The sequence below is a fragment of the Poseidonibacter lekithochrous genome, from assembly GCF_018861145.1.
Taxonomy (GTDB): Bacteria; Campylobacterota; Campylobacteria; order Campylobacterales; family Arcobacteraceae; genus Poseidonibacter; species Poseidonibacter lekithochrous_A.
Genome location: NZ_JAHKQT010000013.1, coordinates 41,679 through 57,826, shown reverse-complemented (window position 1 = coordinate 57,826; position 16,148 = coordinate 41,679). Strand labels below are relative to the sequence as shown.

Below are 16,148 nucleotides of genomic sequence, written 5' to 3'. Positions count from 1 at the left end.
TAAAAAGGTCAAATTAATTTAACCTTTCCCATGCCTCTTCTAATGTATCTACTCTTTGTGCAAATACTAAATAAAGTGCAATATTAAATTTTGCAAGTTTAAGTATCTCTTCATCTGGATTTTTCACAATCTTTAAAGCTTCTTCAAGTGTAATATTTTCATAAGTTTTATCATATGAAATTCCAAAATCTTTAAGACAGAAAGCTACCTCTTCAATCTCTCCATTTACTTCTCTCCAATATTTTCCATCTTTAAATACTTCAGGACTTCCTTCACTAGCTTTCACTACAAGTACTTCTTTATAATATTCTTTAAACATTGCCAAGTATTTTTTTACATAAGGTTTATGGAAAGCCGTTGTAACTCCATATTCACTTAATCCTGGATTTAGTAATTTTTCAACTGTATTAAATACAGTTCTTAATCCTAATTCATGTCTTAAAAGAGTAAGATCACTTAATTCTTTAAGATATTCTACCCTATCAAAGAAATATATATGTTGTTTCAAGTCAAGCGAATTAAATATATCTTTTGAAGTTATTCCATTTTTTGCAGGTTGTAAGAAATCTCCCGAAATTACTAGGTTTAATTCTTTTATATCTTTATTTTTTTCAAAAAACTCTTTTAAAATATTTTCATATAATGGGAATAAAAATGGATTATTAGTTCTTCCATCAAATGAATACCCTAATTCTAATGAGTTTTCAACTTTTTTATGCCTTATGTACTTTTTTAAAGCTTTAACCGCTGCTGTTAATTCGTCATTTGTTTCAAGCTTCGTTCTCCATCCAATTAAAAAAGCTCCAATCTGGCTTTGTGTTACTGTATTGTCTAAAATAGAAGTAAGAGCATCTATTACTTCATTCCCTTCTAATTCTCTATTTCCTTTTGGACCTGTTCCTACTGCTTTAATATATTTTTTAAAATTCATTCTTAATTACCTTTTTCTATATTTAATATGCTTTTACGCAAGGATAATATAGAATTGCTTAAACAAAACAATGCCTAAGGATTATGTTGACTCCTCTAAATAAAATAAACAATATAAGTTTCTTTAATACATTAACAAAACAACAAAAACAACAAATAGCTTCAATCTCTATAGTAACAAAATACCAAAAAAACACTATTTTATACTATGAAAGTGATACAAGCAAAAACCTTCTTTTTTTGGTTTCTGGACTACTTAAAATTTTCAAGCTAGATAAGTTTGATAATGAAATTTTTCTTTATCACATACATAAAAATTCAATGATTTCTGAACTTTCATCAATTAAACAAAATGATATTTATTGTTTTTCAAATGCTGAGTTTGTGGAAGATTCTGTAGTTTTATCAATAAACTTTGAGAAATTCCAAGAGTTATTTTTATCTAAAAATATTCTAACTATTGAATTAATGGAAATATTACTTGATAAAACACATCAATTACAATGTATTGTAAATAGAGAATTAGTATTTGATGCAACTGCTAAAGTTGCCTTTATGCTAAGTAACGACCTAGAAATGTTTAATAAACTCAAACGTCAAGAAGTATCTTTTATGCTTCATATCCAGCCTGAAACCTTATCTAGAGTTTTAAAAAAGTTATCAAGAAATGAAAGCATAGAAATAGAGAATAGTGAAGTTAAAATTAAAGATAAGAATGCTTTAGAATATGCATTTAAAGGAGTAGGAATATGAGTATGGAAACAAATACTATAAGTAGAAAAATAAAACTAATAGGTATTTTATTTATTGTATTAATGACATGTATAATTCTAAGTACTATTTATTTAAATGAGAAAAATAAAAAAGATGCACTTGTGATAAATATTGTAGGAAAACAGAGAATGCTAACACAAAAAATCTCTAAAAATATCTTTTATTTATATCAAAACAATGACAATACACTTATAAATGAATTAGATTCTGCAACTATTGAGTTTATATATAATCTAAACTCTTTAAAAGATGGAAATAGTTTAATAGGTATTCAAAAAGCTCCTACTGACTTAATTGCAAAGCAAATATCAAAAGTTGATATTTTATGGAATAGTTTTCATACAAATATCAATAACTTTAGAAGCAATATTATTCATAAGAACTCTAAAGATGAAGCTGCTTTAAAAAATATTGTTAATAATATTCATATTGCAAATAATACATTATTAGAAGAAGTTGATAAATTAGTTTCTATGTATACAATTTATAGTGAACAAAAAGCTGATTATATTAGATATCTTCAATATATCTTTGGTCTAACAATCATCTCACTTATGTTTTATAGCTTTGTGCAATTAAAAGCAATGGAAGATAATGTAAGAAAATTCTTTGAATATACAAAAAAACTAGCCCAAAGTTCACATAATAATCATATAGAACCTATCAAAATAGAAGCAGAAAAAGAGATAGTTGAAGCAAGTGATACTATAAATTGTTTTATTAGTAAAATAAACTCAGCAATGGATTACTCTTCAAAAGCAATTGAGCAATCAAAAAATGCTTCAATAAAACTTGAAGAAATCACTTATGAGTTCGATAAAACAATAAATGATTTAAAATATTCAGAGCAAATCACAAATAAACTTGATAAAACAGAAAATATAATCATTCAATCAAATGAAGACCTAATAAAAACAACTAAAAAACTACAATTACTAAAAAATGAATTAGATAAACTTTTAAAAAGTTGCCATATAGAAGATAACAAATAGTTTTAACTATTAACTATTTGTTAATTTAACTCAAATTTCCTCCCATACTTGATATATATCATTTTTTTATACCCCTCTTTAGTCTAAAATTTTCCTAGTTCTTGCATTAGCAAAAGAGGAGTAGAAATATGCTTAGAGAGATTACGATACTTAGACCAGAAATTGCGCTAAATGATTTCTTACCAATATTTTTATCATCTTCATTTGTATTGATATTTGGACTATTTTATATAGCAATATATGTCTTAGTTAGAATAGAAAGAATAAAGAATATATATATGCCTTTTGCGTATATGTTTTGGGCTTTACAAACATATTGTATGTATTTTGTAGCTGATAAAATTCAAACCAACCCTTTTACATTTAAAGTGTTGATGGTAACAATGGTGTGTTATTTAATCCTTCCACACTTATATTACTACTTGAATATTAGAAGTGAAGAAAGATACGAAAAATAAAACAAGGAGGATAAAGTGTCAAAAAAAGTTGTTTCAGTTTGGACGAGCATACCTTTTTGGAGAAGATCTGCAGGATGGGTAACAGGTTTCGCTTCAATATTATTAATTTGGCTTACATTCGATTCTATGAACCAAATTACAATGGGTACAGATGCTGACTTAAAAGCTGGTGTTACAAAAAGAGTACCAGCACCGACAGTAATTAATTATAAGATTACTTATGAAATGGACACTAGAAGAGGTCATGAGGTGCCAGTTATTGGTGAGAAAGAGAAATTCTTTGGTAGGGATGATTGGAGCGAAGAAGAAGCTGCGGAACTACTTCATTTAGGAAAATTAGGATCTCAAGCTAAGAACTGTATGAATTGTCACACATTATTAGGAAATGGTGCATATTATGCTCCTGATTTAACTAAAGCTTGGTTAGATCCTGCATGGGGACCAAATGGACCTTATTTAGGAATGACAAATTCAAGTACTAAAGAAGAAGCGATGTCTAAGTTTTTACAAGATCCTTCACAGTATCCAACTCATGAGAGAATGATGCCAGATCTTAATATAACAGAAAAAGAAGCTATGGGTCTTGTAGCATTCTTAAAACACATGTCTTCAATTGACACAAATGGTTTCCCAAGAAACTTTGCTAGGATGTCAACTGATGGTGTAACAGGAGCGATTCATGGGAAATAATTTAAAATTTGAATCTCAAAAACTAGCAATTAACTATTTTGTTGTTGCTGCTATTTTATTTGGTGCTCAATTAGTAATGGGGCTTATTGCTGCTACTCAGTTCTTATATCCAAGTTTTCTTTTTGAAATCTTTGATTTCTCTGTAGCTAGAATGGTACATATTAATGCATTAGTAGTTTGGATGTTATACGCAATGATTGGTTCTGTTTACTACTTATTACCAGAAGAAACTGGTATTGAAACAGTTGGAATCAAATTAGCAAAACTAGGATTTTATGTTTTAACAGCTGCGGTTACTGTTGTTGTTTTAGTATACATCATCGTTCAAATTGGACCTGCAACTGAAGCTACTATTTGGTTTATTAATGAAGGTAGAGAATACATTGAAGCACCAAGATGGGCTGATATTGGTATTGTTATCGTTGTTTTAGTATTTGTTTTCAATCTTTTTGCAACTGCATTAAAAGGTAGACAAACAGGTATTGTTACAGTACTTATGGCAGATGTTTTAGCACTTGCTGGTCTTTATCTAGCTGGTATGTTCTGGACAGATAATATTTCTGTTGATCAATACTGGTGGTGGTGGGTAATTCACTTATGGGTTGAAGCAACTTGGGAAGTATTTGTTGGTTGTTTATTATCTTTTGGATTAATCAAAATCATTGGTGCTAGAAGAGAAGTAGTTGAAATGTGGTTATGGATTGAAGTATCTATGCTATTTGGTTCAGGTATTTTAGGTATGGGACATCACTATTTCTGGATAGGAACTCCTGAGTACTGGTGGGAAATTGGAGCTTTATTCTCTGCACTTGAACCTGTACCATTAGTAGCTATGTTTGTTCATGTTATTTATGACTGGGGAAAAGAAACTGGAATTAAAGAAGGTTCTCAATCTGGTGAAAAAGTAATGAATAACTCACCTGCGTTCTCTTGGTTTGTTGCTAATGCATTTGGTAACTTCTTAGGAGCTGGTGTTTGGGGATTCTTCCACACATTACCACAGGTAAATATTTATACACACGGTACGCAGTTTACGTCTGCACATGGTCACTTAGCATTCTTTGGAGCTTATGCAACTATTTTAATAGGTATGTTCTATATGGGTGTTCAAGGTAAAAATGGTATCAAAGTTATGAAATCAACTTTTGATAGTAAAATGGCACTTTTCCTTATTATACTTGGTGTAATGGGAATGACTGTTTCATTAACAGTTGCAGGATACGGTCAAGTACTTGTTGAACGTGCTCAAATGGGTGCAACTTGGGAAGGGTTCTTTGTTTCTCAAGATATGGTTTGGTTTGTTCAAGGTTTAGGTTGGAGATTAGCAACTGGAATTATGACATTCATTGGATTTATATATTTAGTTAAAGATTTATTAACTACTTCTAAAAATCCTATTCACGAAAGATAAGGAGTTTATTATGTGGGAACCTATGACAGATTTGGTACCTAGTTTTTTTGCAACATTAAACCAAGGACCTTTAACATTGACACTTTTTCTTCATACATTTATTGTACTTCCAATGTTTTGGATTTACAAATCTGAAAAGAAAAGATTAGAAGAAGAGTTAGAAGATTAGGAAATAAGGGGAAGTCGTGTTCCCCTCAAAATTATGTTTAATAATTAAAAAGGGAGAAGTTATGAAATTAGGTAAAGTTTTAAGTTTAGTAGCGTGTTCTGTTGTAACAGCAGGTTCTTTATTTGCAGGTACTTCAGAGATGAATTTTCCAGAAGTTTATGAAAAAGAGTGTCAAGGATGTCATGGACCAATTCACCAAGGTGGTGTTGGGTCAGATTTAAGACCAGGAGCTTTAAAAAAACAAGAAAGACATGTTTTAAGAGATGCAATTTTAAATGGTATTCCTAATACTGCAATGCCTAAATGGGATCATTCATTTTCTAAAGATGATGCTGATGGTATGGTTGATTGGTTAATGGATTGGAAAGATAATACTAATTATAAATTAGATTTTGATCAAATTCATTCAACTTGGACTAAATTAGCAGATAGAGAAGCATTAGCTAAGAAATATACAAAATCACATGATACTGAATCTGTTTTAGATATTACATTTGCAACTGAAAGAGATGCCTCTTTAGTTGACTTTATAGATTCAACAAATGGAAAAGTATTATCAAGACATAAAGCTGGATTTGCTGTTCACGTAACTGTAACTAATAAAACAAACCCTAGATATGCATACTCAATCTCAAGATCGGGAAGATTAACTATGTTTGATATTGCAGCACCTGGTCAACCAGCATTAGCAACTGTTCAAGTTGGTTTTGAATCAAGAGGATTGGCAGTATCACCTGATGGTAAATATATTATTGCAGGAAACTACACTCCAGGTGGAGCAGTACTTTGTGATGCAATGACTTTAGAACCATTAAAAGCATATGATACATCTGCTGTAATTAATATGAAAGGTCAAATTGAAGCGTCTAGAGTAGCTTCTTTAGCTGATACTCCTTATGGTCCTTATTTTGCAATGGCATTAAAAGATGCAGGTAGAGTATATATTATTGATTATTCAAAACCTGATTTCCCAATTGTTGGAGATGTTCCAAATATTGGTGAAGTACTTCATGATGCATTCTTAAATGAAGACGAAGGTGAAGATTTTGGTAGATATTACATGATTGCTTCTCAAGGAAGTGATGTTATGGGTATTGTTGATTATAAAGAGAAAAATTTAGCTGCGAAAGTTTATACAGGTAAAAAAACTAAGCCACATCCAGGTCAAGGATCTTCTTGGTTTAACAAAAAAATGGGTAAACAATTACATGCTACTGTTTCTATGAACCTTGGTCTTGTTGTAATTTGGGATTCAAACTGGGAAATTATTAAAAAAGTTGAAACTTCTGGTGGTGGATTATTTATAGGAACGGCACATGATACACCTTATCTTTGGGCAGATACTGTAATTGGAAGTCCTGAAACTTATAATGAAGTTTATTTAATTAATAAAGAGACTTTAGAAACTGATAGAATTGTTAAAGTTGGTAAAAAAGTTGGTCAATTAATTGATGCTAAAACTAAAAAAGTTTTACAAACTTGGGATGCAACGCAATATGAAACACTTTCATTCCCTGAGTCTAATCCTCAAATAGGTAAAGACAAAATTATTAAACATACAGAAAAATTAGGTGATGAGATTAAAAATCCTGTTCAACCAAGATTATTACATGCAGAACCTGCAAATCATGGTAAATGGACAATGATATCTGAGTGGACAACTGGAAGAATTGGTATTTATGAATCTAAGACTGGTAAATTTATTAAATATATTAATAACTTAACTACTCCTACATTTACTTATTCTGTTGAACACAGACAAAATATTCCTGGTGCATAATTAAGAAGAATAAATATTCATCTCTTAGGAGATGAATATTTTATTTATCATATACTTAAAATTCTACTACTTCTACTTATTTTATAAATAATATAATCCCATTCCAATAACAAGAGATAAAACAATAGTAAGAACTACTGTCAAAATATTATACATTTTATTATTAACTTCTGTTTTTGTTTCTATAAACTCTACTATTTTCATAGCTGGATAAATCATAAAAATCAACATTGCTGATGAAAAAACTAAAGTGATTATAACTTCCATATTATGCTCCTAAGTATTTAATCAAAATATATATGTAATTTTATCTAATTATATACATATAATATTGATAGCCGTCAAGTGTAAGATTTCTCATTTATGTTAACATTTAATATAAAAAATAAGGAGTACAGAATGAGAATACAAAGAAAGCTAACTCTGCTTCTATTATTTTTTTGTTCATTTAGTTTTGCTCAAAATATAAGTGGGGAAAAAGTATTTAGAACATATTGTTGGGGATGTCATCATCAAACTTCTGTAGCCTTTGGACCATCATTTCAAGAGATTGCAGATGCTAGAACAAAAGGAGAAATTCAAGGATATATAGTAGCCCCTAAATCTTTATATGAACAATTTGGACATAAAAGATCTGTAATGCCAAGTTTTGAAGGCAAACTTTCACAAGAAGAGATAAATGCAATAACTCATTTTATCTATACTTATAAATCAAAAAAGGATAATTAGAATGTTTAGACTTTCAAACCTTATTAAAACAACACTTGGAAATCAAAAATCAAGAACACTTAATGGTTCCATAATGATTTGGAATTTTACAAATCGTTGTAATTTATTTTGTCATCATTGTTATAGTAAAGCTGATGCAAATGAAAAAGATACACTAACTTTTGAAGAGATTGAAGAAACAATCAAAAGACTAAAAAAAGGTGGCGTAAATTTTGTGATTTTTTCAGGTGGAGAGCCACTTTTAAGAAAAGATATTTTTGATATTGCTCAAAGTATGAAAGATAATGGGATTATGACTTATCTTTCTACAAATGGTATATATATAAATGAAAAGAATGTTGATAAGATTATCGATACATTTAATTATATTGGTATTTCTATTGATGGTATTGAAGAAATTCATGACCAATTTCGTGGACAAAAAGGTGCTTATAAAAAATCTATTGAGGCAATTAAACTAGTTCAAAAACATGGTGGAAATGCTGGTATTAGATTTACTATCACAAAAGAAACTCAAGATAGTTTTTATAAAATGTTTGATTTATGTGAGGAACTTAATGTAGATAAATTATATATTTCACACTTAGTTTATTCAGGACGAGGTGAAGAAAACCTTGAAATTGATATTTCTAAAGAGCAAAGAAGAGAATATGTTGAATTTATAATCGACAAAGCCTTTGAATATTATAAGAATAACAGTAAAATCGACCTAGTTACTGGGAATATGGAAATGGATTCTATTTTATTATTGAATAGATTTAAAAAAGATTATCCTCAAAAAGTAGAAATATTAGAACAAAAACTAAAAGCTTGGGGTGGGAACTCTGCTGGAAATAGACTTGGAAATATGGATTGGGCTGGGAATGTTAAACCAGATCCATTTTTTCCATTTACTGTTGGAAACTATTTACAAACTCCTTTTGATGAGATTTGGACTTCTAAAAAGAATGATATTTTAAATCAATTAAGAAAAAGTCCAAGAGATATAAAAGGAAGATGTCATGATTGTAAATATATTGACATTTGTAATGGTGGTTCTAGATCAAGAGCTTATGCAATAAGTGGAGATTTATGGGAAGAAGATCCATCTTGTTATTTATCAAATGAAGAAATTAGGAATTAATATGAAACTTTTTAAAATAATATTTGTAGCACTTATAGCAATAAGTTCAGTTTATGCAAAAGAGAAATTCTTTGTAGTTGAAAGAGAAAACTCATCATTAGCAACTATCTATAAGGGCTTGAAAAGATCAAATATAGAAGGTATGCACAACATGAATCATGGTGTTGTAAAGTTTGAAGGAAAAGATGGTTATGTGATTTCAAGAGATGGCTATGTGATTAAATTTGATCCTGAAGCTGAGAAAATATTAGCAGAATATAAAACATCAAAATCAGCAATTGGTTTTGTAATTGGAAAGAATTATGTAGCAGTTGCAAACTATGATGATAAAAGTGTTGATATTTTAGATAGAGATTTAAATCCTATTAAAAAAATAAAAACAAACTCTAAAAATGTAGGAATTAAAATCTATAAAGATTATTTAATCTTTTCACAAATGGATAATGACATAATATCTGTGTATAAAGATATTAACCTAGGAGTTGGAACTGCAAATTTTGAAGTTTTTAAAGAGTTTAAAGACGTAGGACAGTTACCTTTTGACGCAATGATAAAAGATAATAACTATATTGTAGGTTTCTTTACATCACCACATTACGGAGTTGTAGATTTAGATACAATGTCATACAAAAAAATCAAAATATTTTTAAGTGATGAAAGAAAGACGGTACTTAAAGTTCCCCACTTTGGTTTTTGGAGTATTGGTGGAGATAAAGTATTTGTTCCAGCAGTTGGTGATAATAAAGTTTTAGTTTATGATAAAGATTTTAAGTTTATTAAAAATATTGAAACACAAGGTTTACCTGTATTTACAAGTTTAAGTCCTGATAAAAAATATTTAGCAGTTACTTATTCAGGAAAGGATTTTCCTACAATTCAGATAATTGATACAACAACATTAGAAATAATTCATACTTTTAATTTTGATGGAAAAGTTTTACACGTAAGATGGTCAAATGTATCTCCACAACTATATGTATCTGTAAATGATACAAATAAAGTAGCAGTAATACATACAAAAGAGTGGTTTTTAAATAGAGAAATATTTAATATCAAAAAACCTTCAGGAATATTTATATATGAGGATGGAAAATAAAAATGGGTAAAGTATACTTAACAGGCGCAGGCCCTGGCGCTATTGATTTGATGACTGTAAAAGCTGCTAGGATAGTAAGCGAAGCAGATATCATTATTTATGATAGATTAGCAAATCCAAAGATTTTAGAAACAGCAAAAGAAGGCTGTGAACTAATCTATGTAGGGAAACAAGATGGTAAGCATTCTGTTCCTCAAGATGAAATAAATGAAATCATTTATCAAGCAGCTTTAAAGCATGAAAAAGTTGTAAGATTAAAAGGTGGAGATCCTTTCGTATTTGGACGAGGTGGTGAAGAAGCTATTTATCTATTTGAAAGAGAGATAAAATTTGAAATCATTCCAGGTATTACATCAGCTATTTCAGTTCCAGCATATGCAGGAATTCCAGTAACTCATAGAGGAGTTACAACATCATTTAGAGTTGTAACGGGTCATGAATCACCAAATAAAAGAATTTCTCAAATAGAATGGGAAAGTTTTTTAAATGATGAAACTTTAATCTTCTTAATGGGATTCCATAATATTGGATTAATTACAAGAAAATTAATGAAATATGGAAAAGATAAAAACTACCCATGTGCTGTAATTTCTAAAGGTTCTACACCTGAACAAGAAGTTGTTGTTTCAACTTTAGAAAATATTGTAGAAGATTCTAAAAATATGCCAACACCTGCAATTATAGTTGTAGGAGAAGTTGTAAAATTAAGAGAAAAGATTAAATGGACTTATTAGTCCATTAATCTAAGTAAAAATAAAAAATAATTAATAAATAACTTCAAAATTACATTTTGGTTACATATTTTAGGTACCTAATCTTATATTCAATCTATTAATAATATATTACGAAAGAACTAACTTTCGAGGTAAAAATGAGTAACTTAAAATTAAAAAATAAAATAAAATTAATATTGACTTTACCAATTATGGCTATATTGATTTTATCTTCACTTTCAGTTTATGACAAGTTCGAAAAAGAACAAAGAATAAGTACAACATCAAGCTATATTGATTTTACAGTAAGAGTTTCAAAGCTTTTAACTAGTCTACAAAAAGAAAGAGCTTTAATAATTTCTTACCTAGATAGTTATGGAGAACTTGGTAAAACAGAAGTAACTGAACAAATAAACATAAGTAATAAAGTCCTAGCTAACCTAGATATCTTTTTAGATGAATTTGAACTTGCAAAAAGAGATAATAATCTACTTAAAAAGATAAATATCTTTAAAAATAATATTTCAAAGATAAAATTTATAAGAGAAAGATCAGAAAAATTAAGAATTGATTCAAGTTCAATAATTAACTATTATAATGATTTAAATAAAAGTCTAATCTCTTTTTTTGATGATTTATTAGTTTATTCAACTGAAAATGATTTATCAAAACTATCACAAGCATACTTATCTTTAGTCAATGTAATTGAAAATGCTTACGATGAAAAAAATATTGTTAAAAATATTTTTAATCGTAACTCAATATCAACTAATGATTACAATAATCTTTTATTTTCTGTTTCTTCACAAAACTCTTATTTAGATATTTTAGTTAAAAACTTATCAATAAAACAATATGATTTTTATAAAAAACAAATCACTTCAAAAGGTTTCTTAGAACTAGAAAGTTTTAGAAAATTAATATATATCAAAATGAAAAAAGACAAGCTTCTTTCTGATATAAAAGAAGCTATTGGATATGGTGGAATTATTCATTCTTACAAAAATTTTGTATTAGAAGGAAGTAATAAACAGTTAAATGAAATTCAAAAAAATCATACAAAAATGCTAAGAAATATAAAGAAGTATAAAAGATTAAAAAATATTACAAGTGAAGAGAGTTTATTATTAAATCAAATTCAAGAAACATTTGATTCTTATATGTCTAAAGCTTATGAAAATTCTAATTTAGAAGAGTCAAGTCTTAAAGATTCAAGAACAATAAAAGCTTTAATCAAATTATCAAAAAATATTTATGGTTCAAATATTGTAAAATGGGAAGAATCATCAAGTAAAAGAATAGCCTCTTTAGAAGAAATAAAAGATAACATAGTTGAAGATATTATTTTAAATATTAATACAAATATTTCTAACTTAAATACTCATATTTATTTATTTGTTTGTTTCATAATAGCTTTACTCTTCATAATTTTTCTAACAATTACAATTTTTACAAATAAAATAAACAAATCTATTTGTAAATTCCAAGATAACTTAGATGCTTTCTTCTCATATTCATTAAGAGAAACAGATTTTATTAAATTAAAAGAGATTAGAGGAAATGATGAATTTGCAAAAATGACAAAAAATATGAATATTCAAATTGCTAAAATTGAAAAGATTATTGAAAAAGATAAAAAAGTTGTTTTAGAAATTACCGATGTTATGGAAAAAGTAAATAATGGATTTTTAGCATATTCTATAAAAGAAGAAGCAGCTACAAAAGAGTTATCTTCTTTAGTTCATATTATAAATAAAATGATTAATAGAACAAAATTAAAAATAGATAATATAAATATTTTATTGAATAATTATGCTAAAGGTAATTATGATTTTAAGTTAGATGAAATACATATAAAAGGTATGTATGGAGATTTTGGAACTTTATATAGTTCTACTATTCTTTTAGGACAATCCTCATCAGAATTAATTGCTATGATTACAAATTCAGGAATGGCTCTTGAAAACAATACAAAAACATTAACACTCTCTTCTAATGAACTGACAATTTCATCAACAGAACAAGCAAGTTCTTTAGAGCAAAGTTCCGCTTCTTTAGAACAAATCACTGCAAATATAAAAAATAACAATACAAATATGTTTCAAATGATGGAAATTGCAGATGAACTAAACAATGCTTCAAGTATTGGGAGTAAAGGGGCTATTCAAACTTCTACTTCAATGGATGAGATAAATGATAAAGTTAAAGCTATTAATGAAGCAATTACAATAATAGACCAGATTTCATTTCAAACAAATATTTTATCACTAAATGCAGCAGTTGAAGCAGCAACTGCTGGAGAAGCAGGAAAAGGCTTTGCAGTTGTTGCACAAGAAGTTAGGAACTTGGCTTCAAAAAGTGCAAATGCAGCACGAGATATAAAAAAATTAGTTCAAAGTGCCAGTATTAAATCTAATGAAGGAAAAATAATAGCAAATGAGATGATAAAAGGTTATGATAACTTGAGTGAAAAAATCACTCAAACTAAAGATATTATTGAGAATGTTACAAAATATAGTAAGGAACAAGAAATAGAAATTATCCAAATAAACGAAACTATCTCAAGACTAGATTCAACAACTCAAAAAAATGCACTGACAGCTTCAAATATTGATATATTATCAAATGAAGTATCAATACTATCTAATAACTTAATCCAAATTACTGAGCAATCAAAGATTGATAAGAAGTATTATAAAATGGTTAGAAATATAGATTTAATTAAAGAAGTATCAAAATATAAAAATGACCATATTGATTTTAAGAAGAAATATTATTCAGAATTAAACAACTTTAAAAACCAACAAGTAAAAGACTGTAAATCTTGTAATATGGGGAAATGGATAAGTTCTAGTGAACAAAAAAATAAAAGTTTTACAAAAATAAAACAATGGGAAGATTTAAAAATAAATCATGAAAAAGTACATAAAAATGTACAAAAATACTTATTGGAAAATTCTTTAAGAACAGATAATAGTACTTTAAGACAAACAGCAGCTGCAATAGAAGATTCAACTATTGCAGTTTTTGATAATCTAAATGACTTATTAAATCAAGATTTAAAAGAAAAGTTTTAACTTTTCTTTATCAACTGTTTTTGCCTTACTATCTATTAAGCCATCATCTTTAAAAACTCTTAACATTCTAGATAGCGTTTCAGGAGAAATATTTAATATTTCAGCAACCATAATATTTTTTGTATTAAAAAAATCTTCTGTATGTTCACACAAATACTTTGCAATTCTTTCTTTTGAATCAAGAACAACATGTAAAGATACTAATTTTTCTAAATTCCTAATTTTTTTAATAAGCGATCTTTGTATTATAAATGATAGTTTTGGATCATCATATATAATCTCTTTTAGTTTTGCAAAATCTATTCTTAAAACTTCACATTCCATAAAACATTGTGCAGTTGCTGGATAAGGTATTTCTTCAAAATTAGCAACCTCAGCAATCAATTCATTGGAATGAAAATATTTCATAATAATTTCTTTATCATTAGAAGCTGTTTTATAAAGTTTTACGATACCTTTTGTAAGAATATATAAATACTCTGATTCGTCACCTTCATAAAAGAGAATATTGTCTTTTGATAATTTAAGTAAGGTTGTAAATTCTTCTATTTGAGATAAGGTATCATCACACAAATCTTTAAATAAAAAAACATCTTTTAACTGTACTTTCATTTACTCTCCTAATTTTTAAAATTATTTAATAGAAAGTATAGTTAAATTTTTGCTTTTTTGTCTTGACTTGTATTAAGTCAAAATATTTTATTTTAATTCAAAATACTCTTTAATCCAAGAAAGCTCAGCGTCATTTTGAAGAATTATTTTTGCTATTTCTTTTTTATCTTTATCAAATATAGATAAAGTCATACCATCAAGTTTTAAAGCCTCTTGTCCCCATTGTTTTTCTAATTGTTCTAATCTTAAAAAAACTTCTTTTGCAGGTGGTTTTTCTTTTATACCTGTAATTTTACTTTTAATAGTTAGTCCACCAGCTCTTTTTTCCAAAATATATGGCATGTGTTGTTGTAAAAGTGGATAAACTCTTTCATCTTTTTTACTAGGCATTCCCTCTTTTAAAGCCATCAATGCTAAAAACATAAATACAGCAAAAAATGCTACTATTAATAATCTACTTAATTTCATTTTTCATCCTTAAAGTTCATAGAAAAATTATAGTTAAATTTATAAATCAAATACTTAATATATATCAAGGCACAAAGAAAAAATAGTTGATATACTTTCTCAAAATTGATTATAGGAATACATATGAAAGATGAAATACTATATAGAGTACAAAAGAGCTTTCCTCTAGTGATTAGACCTTTTTTACAAATTGCAAAAGAGCTAAATACAAGTGAAGATAAAGTAATAAAAATCTTACAAGAAGAGAAAGAAAATAATATCATTAGACAGACATCTGCAATTTTTGATACGAAAAAATTAACTTATAAATCTTCTCTTGTAGCTTTTGAGATTGATGAAGATAAAATAGATGATGCAGTAATCATTTTAAACTCACATCCTGGTATTTCACATAATTATGAAAGAAATCATAAGTATAATATCTGGTTCACAATAGCAATCTCCCCTGAATCTAAATCCAATTTAGAAGATACAGTAAAGCTTTTATCAAAACTTACAAAAGCTAGTGATTATATTTTATTACCTACTTTAAAACTTTTTAAAATATCTGTGAAATTAGATACAACTAATAAACAAGATAAAAAAGAAACTCTTGAAAAAAAGAAATTTAAAGATATAGAATTAACACCTTATCATTATAATATTATCAAAGAAGCTCAAAATGATATTGAAATAGTTTCAGAACCATTTAAAGAAATAGTTGAAAAACTAGGTATTACTTATGATGAGTTTTTCCAAGCATTACAAGACTTTCAAGACTCAGGAGTTATGAGAAGATTTGCATGCATTTTAAATCATAGAAAAGCTGGTTTTGGTGCAAATGCAATGGTAGCTTGGGATATAGAAGAAGGTGAAGAAGGTGAAAGAATTGGTGAGATAGCAGCATCTTTTTCAGCAGTTTCACACTGTTATTTAAGACCTAAGTACCCTACTTGGAACTATAATCTATTTACTATGATTCATGGAAAAACAAAAGAAGATACACAAGCTGTGATTGAAAGTATTCAAAAAGAAATATCATACAAATCAAATATGCCACTTTATTCATCTAGAGAATTTAAAAAGATTAGAATTAAATACTTTAGTGATGAATTCAAACAGTGGGAAGATAAATATATAAAATAAG

Annotated in this window: 17 protein-coding genes; 13 read left to right on the top strand and 4 right to left on the bottom strand. The window is 27.7% G+C overall.

Features of this window, described 5'->3' with window-relative positions; translation table 11 throughout:
- Window positions 1-13: 13 nt before the first annotated feature.
- Complete coding sequence (locus tag KO488_RS05160) at window positions 14-931, bottom strand: glycosyl transferase (RefSeq protein ID WP_216057724.1); 918 nt, start codon at window positions 929-931, stop codon at window positions 14-16.
- A gap of 83 nt (window positions 932-1,014) precedes the next feature.
- On the opposite strand from KO488_RS05160, the gene KO488_RS05155 reads away from it, so the two are divergent.
- From KO488_RS05155 to KO488_RS05125, 7 genes are all read left to right on the top strand, one after another.
- Window positions 1,015-1,683, top strand: coding sequence for a Crp/Fnr family transcriptional regulator (locus tag KO488_RS05155; protein ID WP_216057723.1), 669 nt, complete (start codon window positions 1,015-1,017; stop codon window positions 1,681-1,683).
- On the top strand, window positions 1,680-2,696 hold the full coding sequence (locus KO488_RS05150; RefSeq protein WP_228319018.1) for a type IV pili methyl-accepting chemotaxis transducer N-terminal domain-containing protein: 1,017 nt from the start codon (window positions 1,680-1,682) through the stop codon (window positions 2,694-2,696). The genes KO488_RS05155 and KO488_RS05150 overlap by 4 nt, the downstream gene beginning before the upstream one ends.
- 128 nt (window positions 2,697-2,824) lie before the next feature.
- Window positions 2,825-3,154, top strand: a complete 330-nt coding sequence (locus tag KO488_RS05145) for a hypothetical protein (protein ID WP_216057722.1) — start codon at window positions 2,825-2,827, stop codon at window positions 3,152-3,154.
- A gap of 15 nt (window positions 3,155-3,169) precedes the next feature.
- Window positions 3,170-3,844: a c-type cytochrome gene (locus KO488_RS15375; protein WP_216057721.1), complete on the top strand. Its 675-nt coding sequence runs from the start codon at window positions 3,170-3,172 to the stop codon at window positions 3,842-3,844.
- Window positions 3,834-5,255 carry a cbb3-type cytochrome c oxidase subunit I gene (locus KO488_RS05135; protein WP_216057720.1) on the top strand — a complete coding sequence of 474 codons (1,422 nt, stop codon included), beginning with the start codon at window positions 3,834-3,836 and terminating at the stop codon, window positions 5,253-5,255. Before KO488_RS15375 ends, KO488_RS05135 begins: the two co-directional genes overlap by 11 nt.
- Window positions 5,256-5,265: 10 nt before the next feature.
- Window positions 5,266-5,424, top strand: coding sequence for a hypothetical protein (locus KO488_RS05130; protein ID WP_216057719.1), 159 nt, complete (start codon window positions 5,266-5,268; stop codon window positions 5,422-5,424).
- Window positions 5,425-5,485: 61 nt separating this feature from the next.
- Window positions 5,486-7,204: a nitrite reductase gene (locus KO488_RS05125; protein WP_216057718.1), complete on the top strand. Its 1,719-nt coding sequence runs from the start codon at window positions 5,486-5,488 to the stop codon at window positions 7,202-7,204.
- Window positions 7,205-7,285: 81 nt separating this feature from the next.
- Here KO488_RS05125 and KO488_RS05120 read toward each other — a convergent pair whose 3' ends face one another.
- Window positions 7,286-7,471: a hypothetical protein gene (locus tag KO488_RS05120; protein WP_216057717.1), complete on the bottom strand. Its 186-nt coding sequence runs from the start codon at window positions 7,469-7,471 to the stop codon at window positions 7,286-7,288.
- A 132-nt stretch (window positions 7,472-7,603) separates the two neighbouring features.
- Between KO488_RS05120 and KO488_RS05115 the strand changes: the two genes are divergently transcribed.
- The 5 genes from KO488_RS05115 (at window position 7,604) to KO488_RS05095 (ending at window position 13,942) form a co-directional block, all read left to right on the top strand.
- Window positions 7,604-7,933, top strand: a complete 330-nt coding sequence (locus KO488_RS05115; protein WP_216057716.1) for a c-type cytochrome — start codon at window positions 7,604-7,606, stop codon at window positions 7,931-7,933.
- Window position 7,934: 1 nt separating this feature from the next.
- Window positions 7,935-9,056, top strand: a complete 1,122-nt coding sequence (locus tag KO488_RS05110) for a radical SAM/SPASM domain-containing protein (protein WP_216057715.1) — start codon at window positions 7,935-7,937, stop codon at window positions 9,054-9,056.
- A gap of 1 nt (window position 9,057) precedes the next feature.
- Entirely contained in the window at window positions 9,058-10,152 is a 1,095-nt protein-coding gene (locus KO488_RS05105; RefSeq protein WP_216057714.1) for a cytochrome D1 domain-containing protein, read from the top strand.
- 2 nt (window positions 10,153-10,154) lie between these two features.
- A complete protein-coding gene (gene cobA / locus KO488_RS05100; protein WP_216057713.1) occupies window positions 10,155-10,886 on the top strand; it encodes a uroporphyrinogen-III C-methyltransferase in 732 nt (243 codons plus the stop codon).
- Between the two features lie 137 nt (window positions 10,887-11,023).
- Window positions 11,024-13,942, top strand: coding sequence for a methyl-accepting chemotaxis protein (locus KO488_RS05095; RefSeq protein WP_216057712.1), 2,919 nt, complete (start codon window positions 11,024-11,026; stop codon window positions 13,940-13,942).
- On the opposite strand, the gene KO488_RS05090 is transcribed toward KO488_RS05095, so the two are convergent.
- Window positions 13,925-14,554, bottom strand: coding sequence for a Crp/Fnr family transcriptional regulator (locus tag KO488_RS05090; RefSeq protein WP_216057711.1), 630 nt, complete (start codon window positions 14,552-14,554; stop codon window positions 13,925-13,927). The genes KO488_RS05095 and KO488_RS05090 overlap by 18 nt on opposite strands.
- An 87-nt stretch (window positions 14,555-14,641) precedes the next feature.
- Window positions 14,642-15,022: a hypothetical protein gene (locus tag KO488_RS05085; protein ID WP_216057710.1), complete on the bottom strand. Its 381-nt coding sequence runs from the start codon at window positions 15,020-15,022 to the stop codon at window positions 14,642-14,644.
- A 123-nt stretch (window positions 15,023-15,145) separates the two neighbouring features.
- On the opposite strand from KO488_RS05085, the gene KO488_RS05080 reads away from it, so the two are divergent.
- Window positions 15,146-16,147, top strand: coding sequence for an Lrp/AsnC family transcriptional regulator (locus tag KO488_RS05080; RefSeq protein ID WP_216057709.1), 1,002 nt, complete (start codon window positions 15,146-15,148; stop codon window positions 16,145-16,147).
- The last annotated feature ends 1 nt before the right edge of the window (window position 16,148 follow it).

Excerpts from the sequence above, each read along its gene's own strand:
- KO488_RS05090 (WP_216057711.1), bottom strand. The coding sequence starts at position 14,554 with ATGAAAGTACAGTTAAAAGATGTTTTTTTATTTAAAGATTTGTGTGAT.
- KO488_RS05130 (WP_216057719.1), top strand. The coding sequence starts at position 5,266 with ATGTGGGAACCTATGACAGATTTGGTACCTAGTTTTTTTGCAACATTA.
- cobA (WP_216057713.1), top strand. The coding sequence starts at position 10,155 with ATGGGTAAAGTATACTTAACAGGCGCAGGCCCTGGCGCTATTGATTTG.
- KO488_RS05150 (WP_228319018.1), top strand. The coding sequence starts at position 1,680 with ATGAGTATGGAAACAAATACTATAAGTAGAAAAATAAAACTAATAGGT.
- KO488_RS05115 (WP_216057716.1), top strand. The coding sequence starts at position 7,604 with ATGAGAATACAAAGAAAGCTAACTCTGCTTCTATTATTTTTTTGTTCA.
- KO488_RS05120 (WP_216057717.1), bottom strand. The coding sequence starts at position 7,471 with ATGGAAGTTATAATCACTTTAGTTTTTTCATCAGCAATGTTGATTTTT.
- KO488_RS05160 (WP_216057724.1), bottom strand. The coding sequence starts at position 931 with ATGAATTTTAAAAAATATATTAAAGCAGTAGGAACAGGTCCAAAAGGA.
- KO488_RS05125 (WP_216057718.1), top strand. The coding sequence starts at position 5,486 with ATGAAATTAGGTAAAGTTTTAAGTTTAGTAGCGTGTTCTGTTGTAACA.
- KO488_RS05085 (WP_216057710.1), bottom strand. The coding sequence starts at position 15,022 with ATGAAATTAAGTAGATTATTAATAGTAGCATTTTTTGCTGTATTTATG.
- KO488_RS05080 (WP_216057709.1), top strand. The coding sequence starts at position 15,146 with ATGAAAGATGAAATACTATATAGAGTACAAAAGAGCTTTCCTCTAGTG.
- KO488_RS05135 (WP_216057720.1), top strand. The coding sequence starts at position 3,834 with ATGGGAAATAATTTAAAATTTGAATCTCAAAAACTAGCAATTAACTAT.
- KO488_RS05105 (WP_216057714.1), top strand. The coding sequence starts at position 9,058 with ATGAAACTTTTTAAAATAATATTTGTAGCACTTATAGCAATAAGTTCA.
- KO488_RS05155 (WP_216057723.1), top strand. The coding sequence starts at position 1,015 with ATGTTGACTCCTCTAAATAAAATAAACAATATAAGTTTCTTTAATACA.
- KO488_RS05110 (WP_216057715.1), top strand. The coding sequence starts at position 7,935 with ATGTTTAGACTTTCAAACCTTATTAAAACAACACTTGGAAATCAAAAA.
- KO488_RS05095 (WP_216057712.1), top strand. The coding sequence starts at position 11,024 with ATGAGTAACTTAAAATTAAAAAATAAAATAAAATTAATATTGACTTTA.
- KO488_RS05145 (WP_216057722.1), top strand. The coding sequence starts at position 2,825 with ATGCTTAGAGAGATTACGATACTTAGACCAGAAATTGCGCTAAATGAT.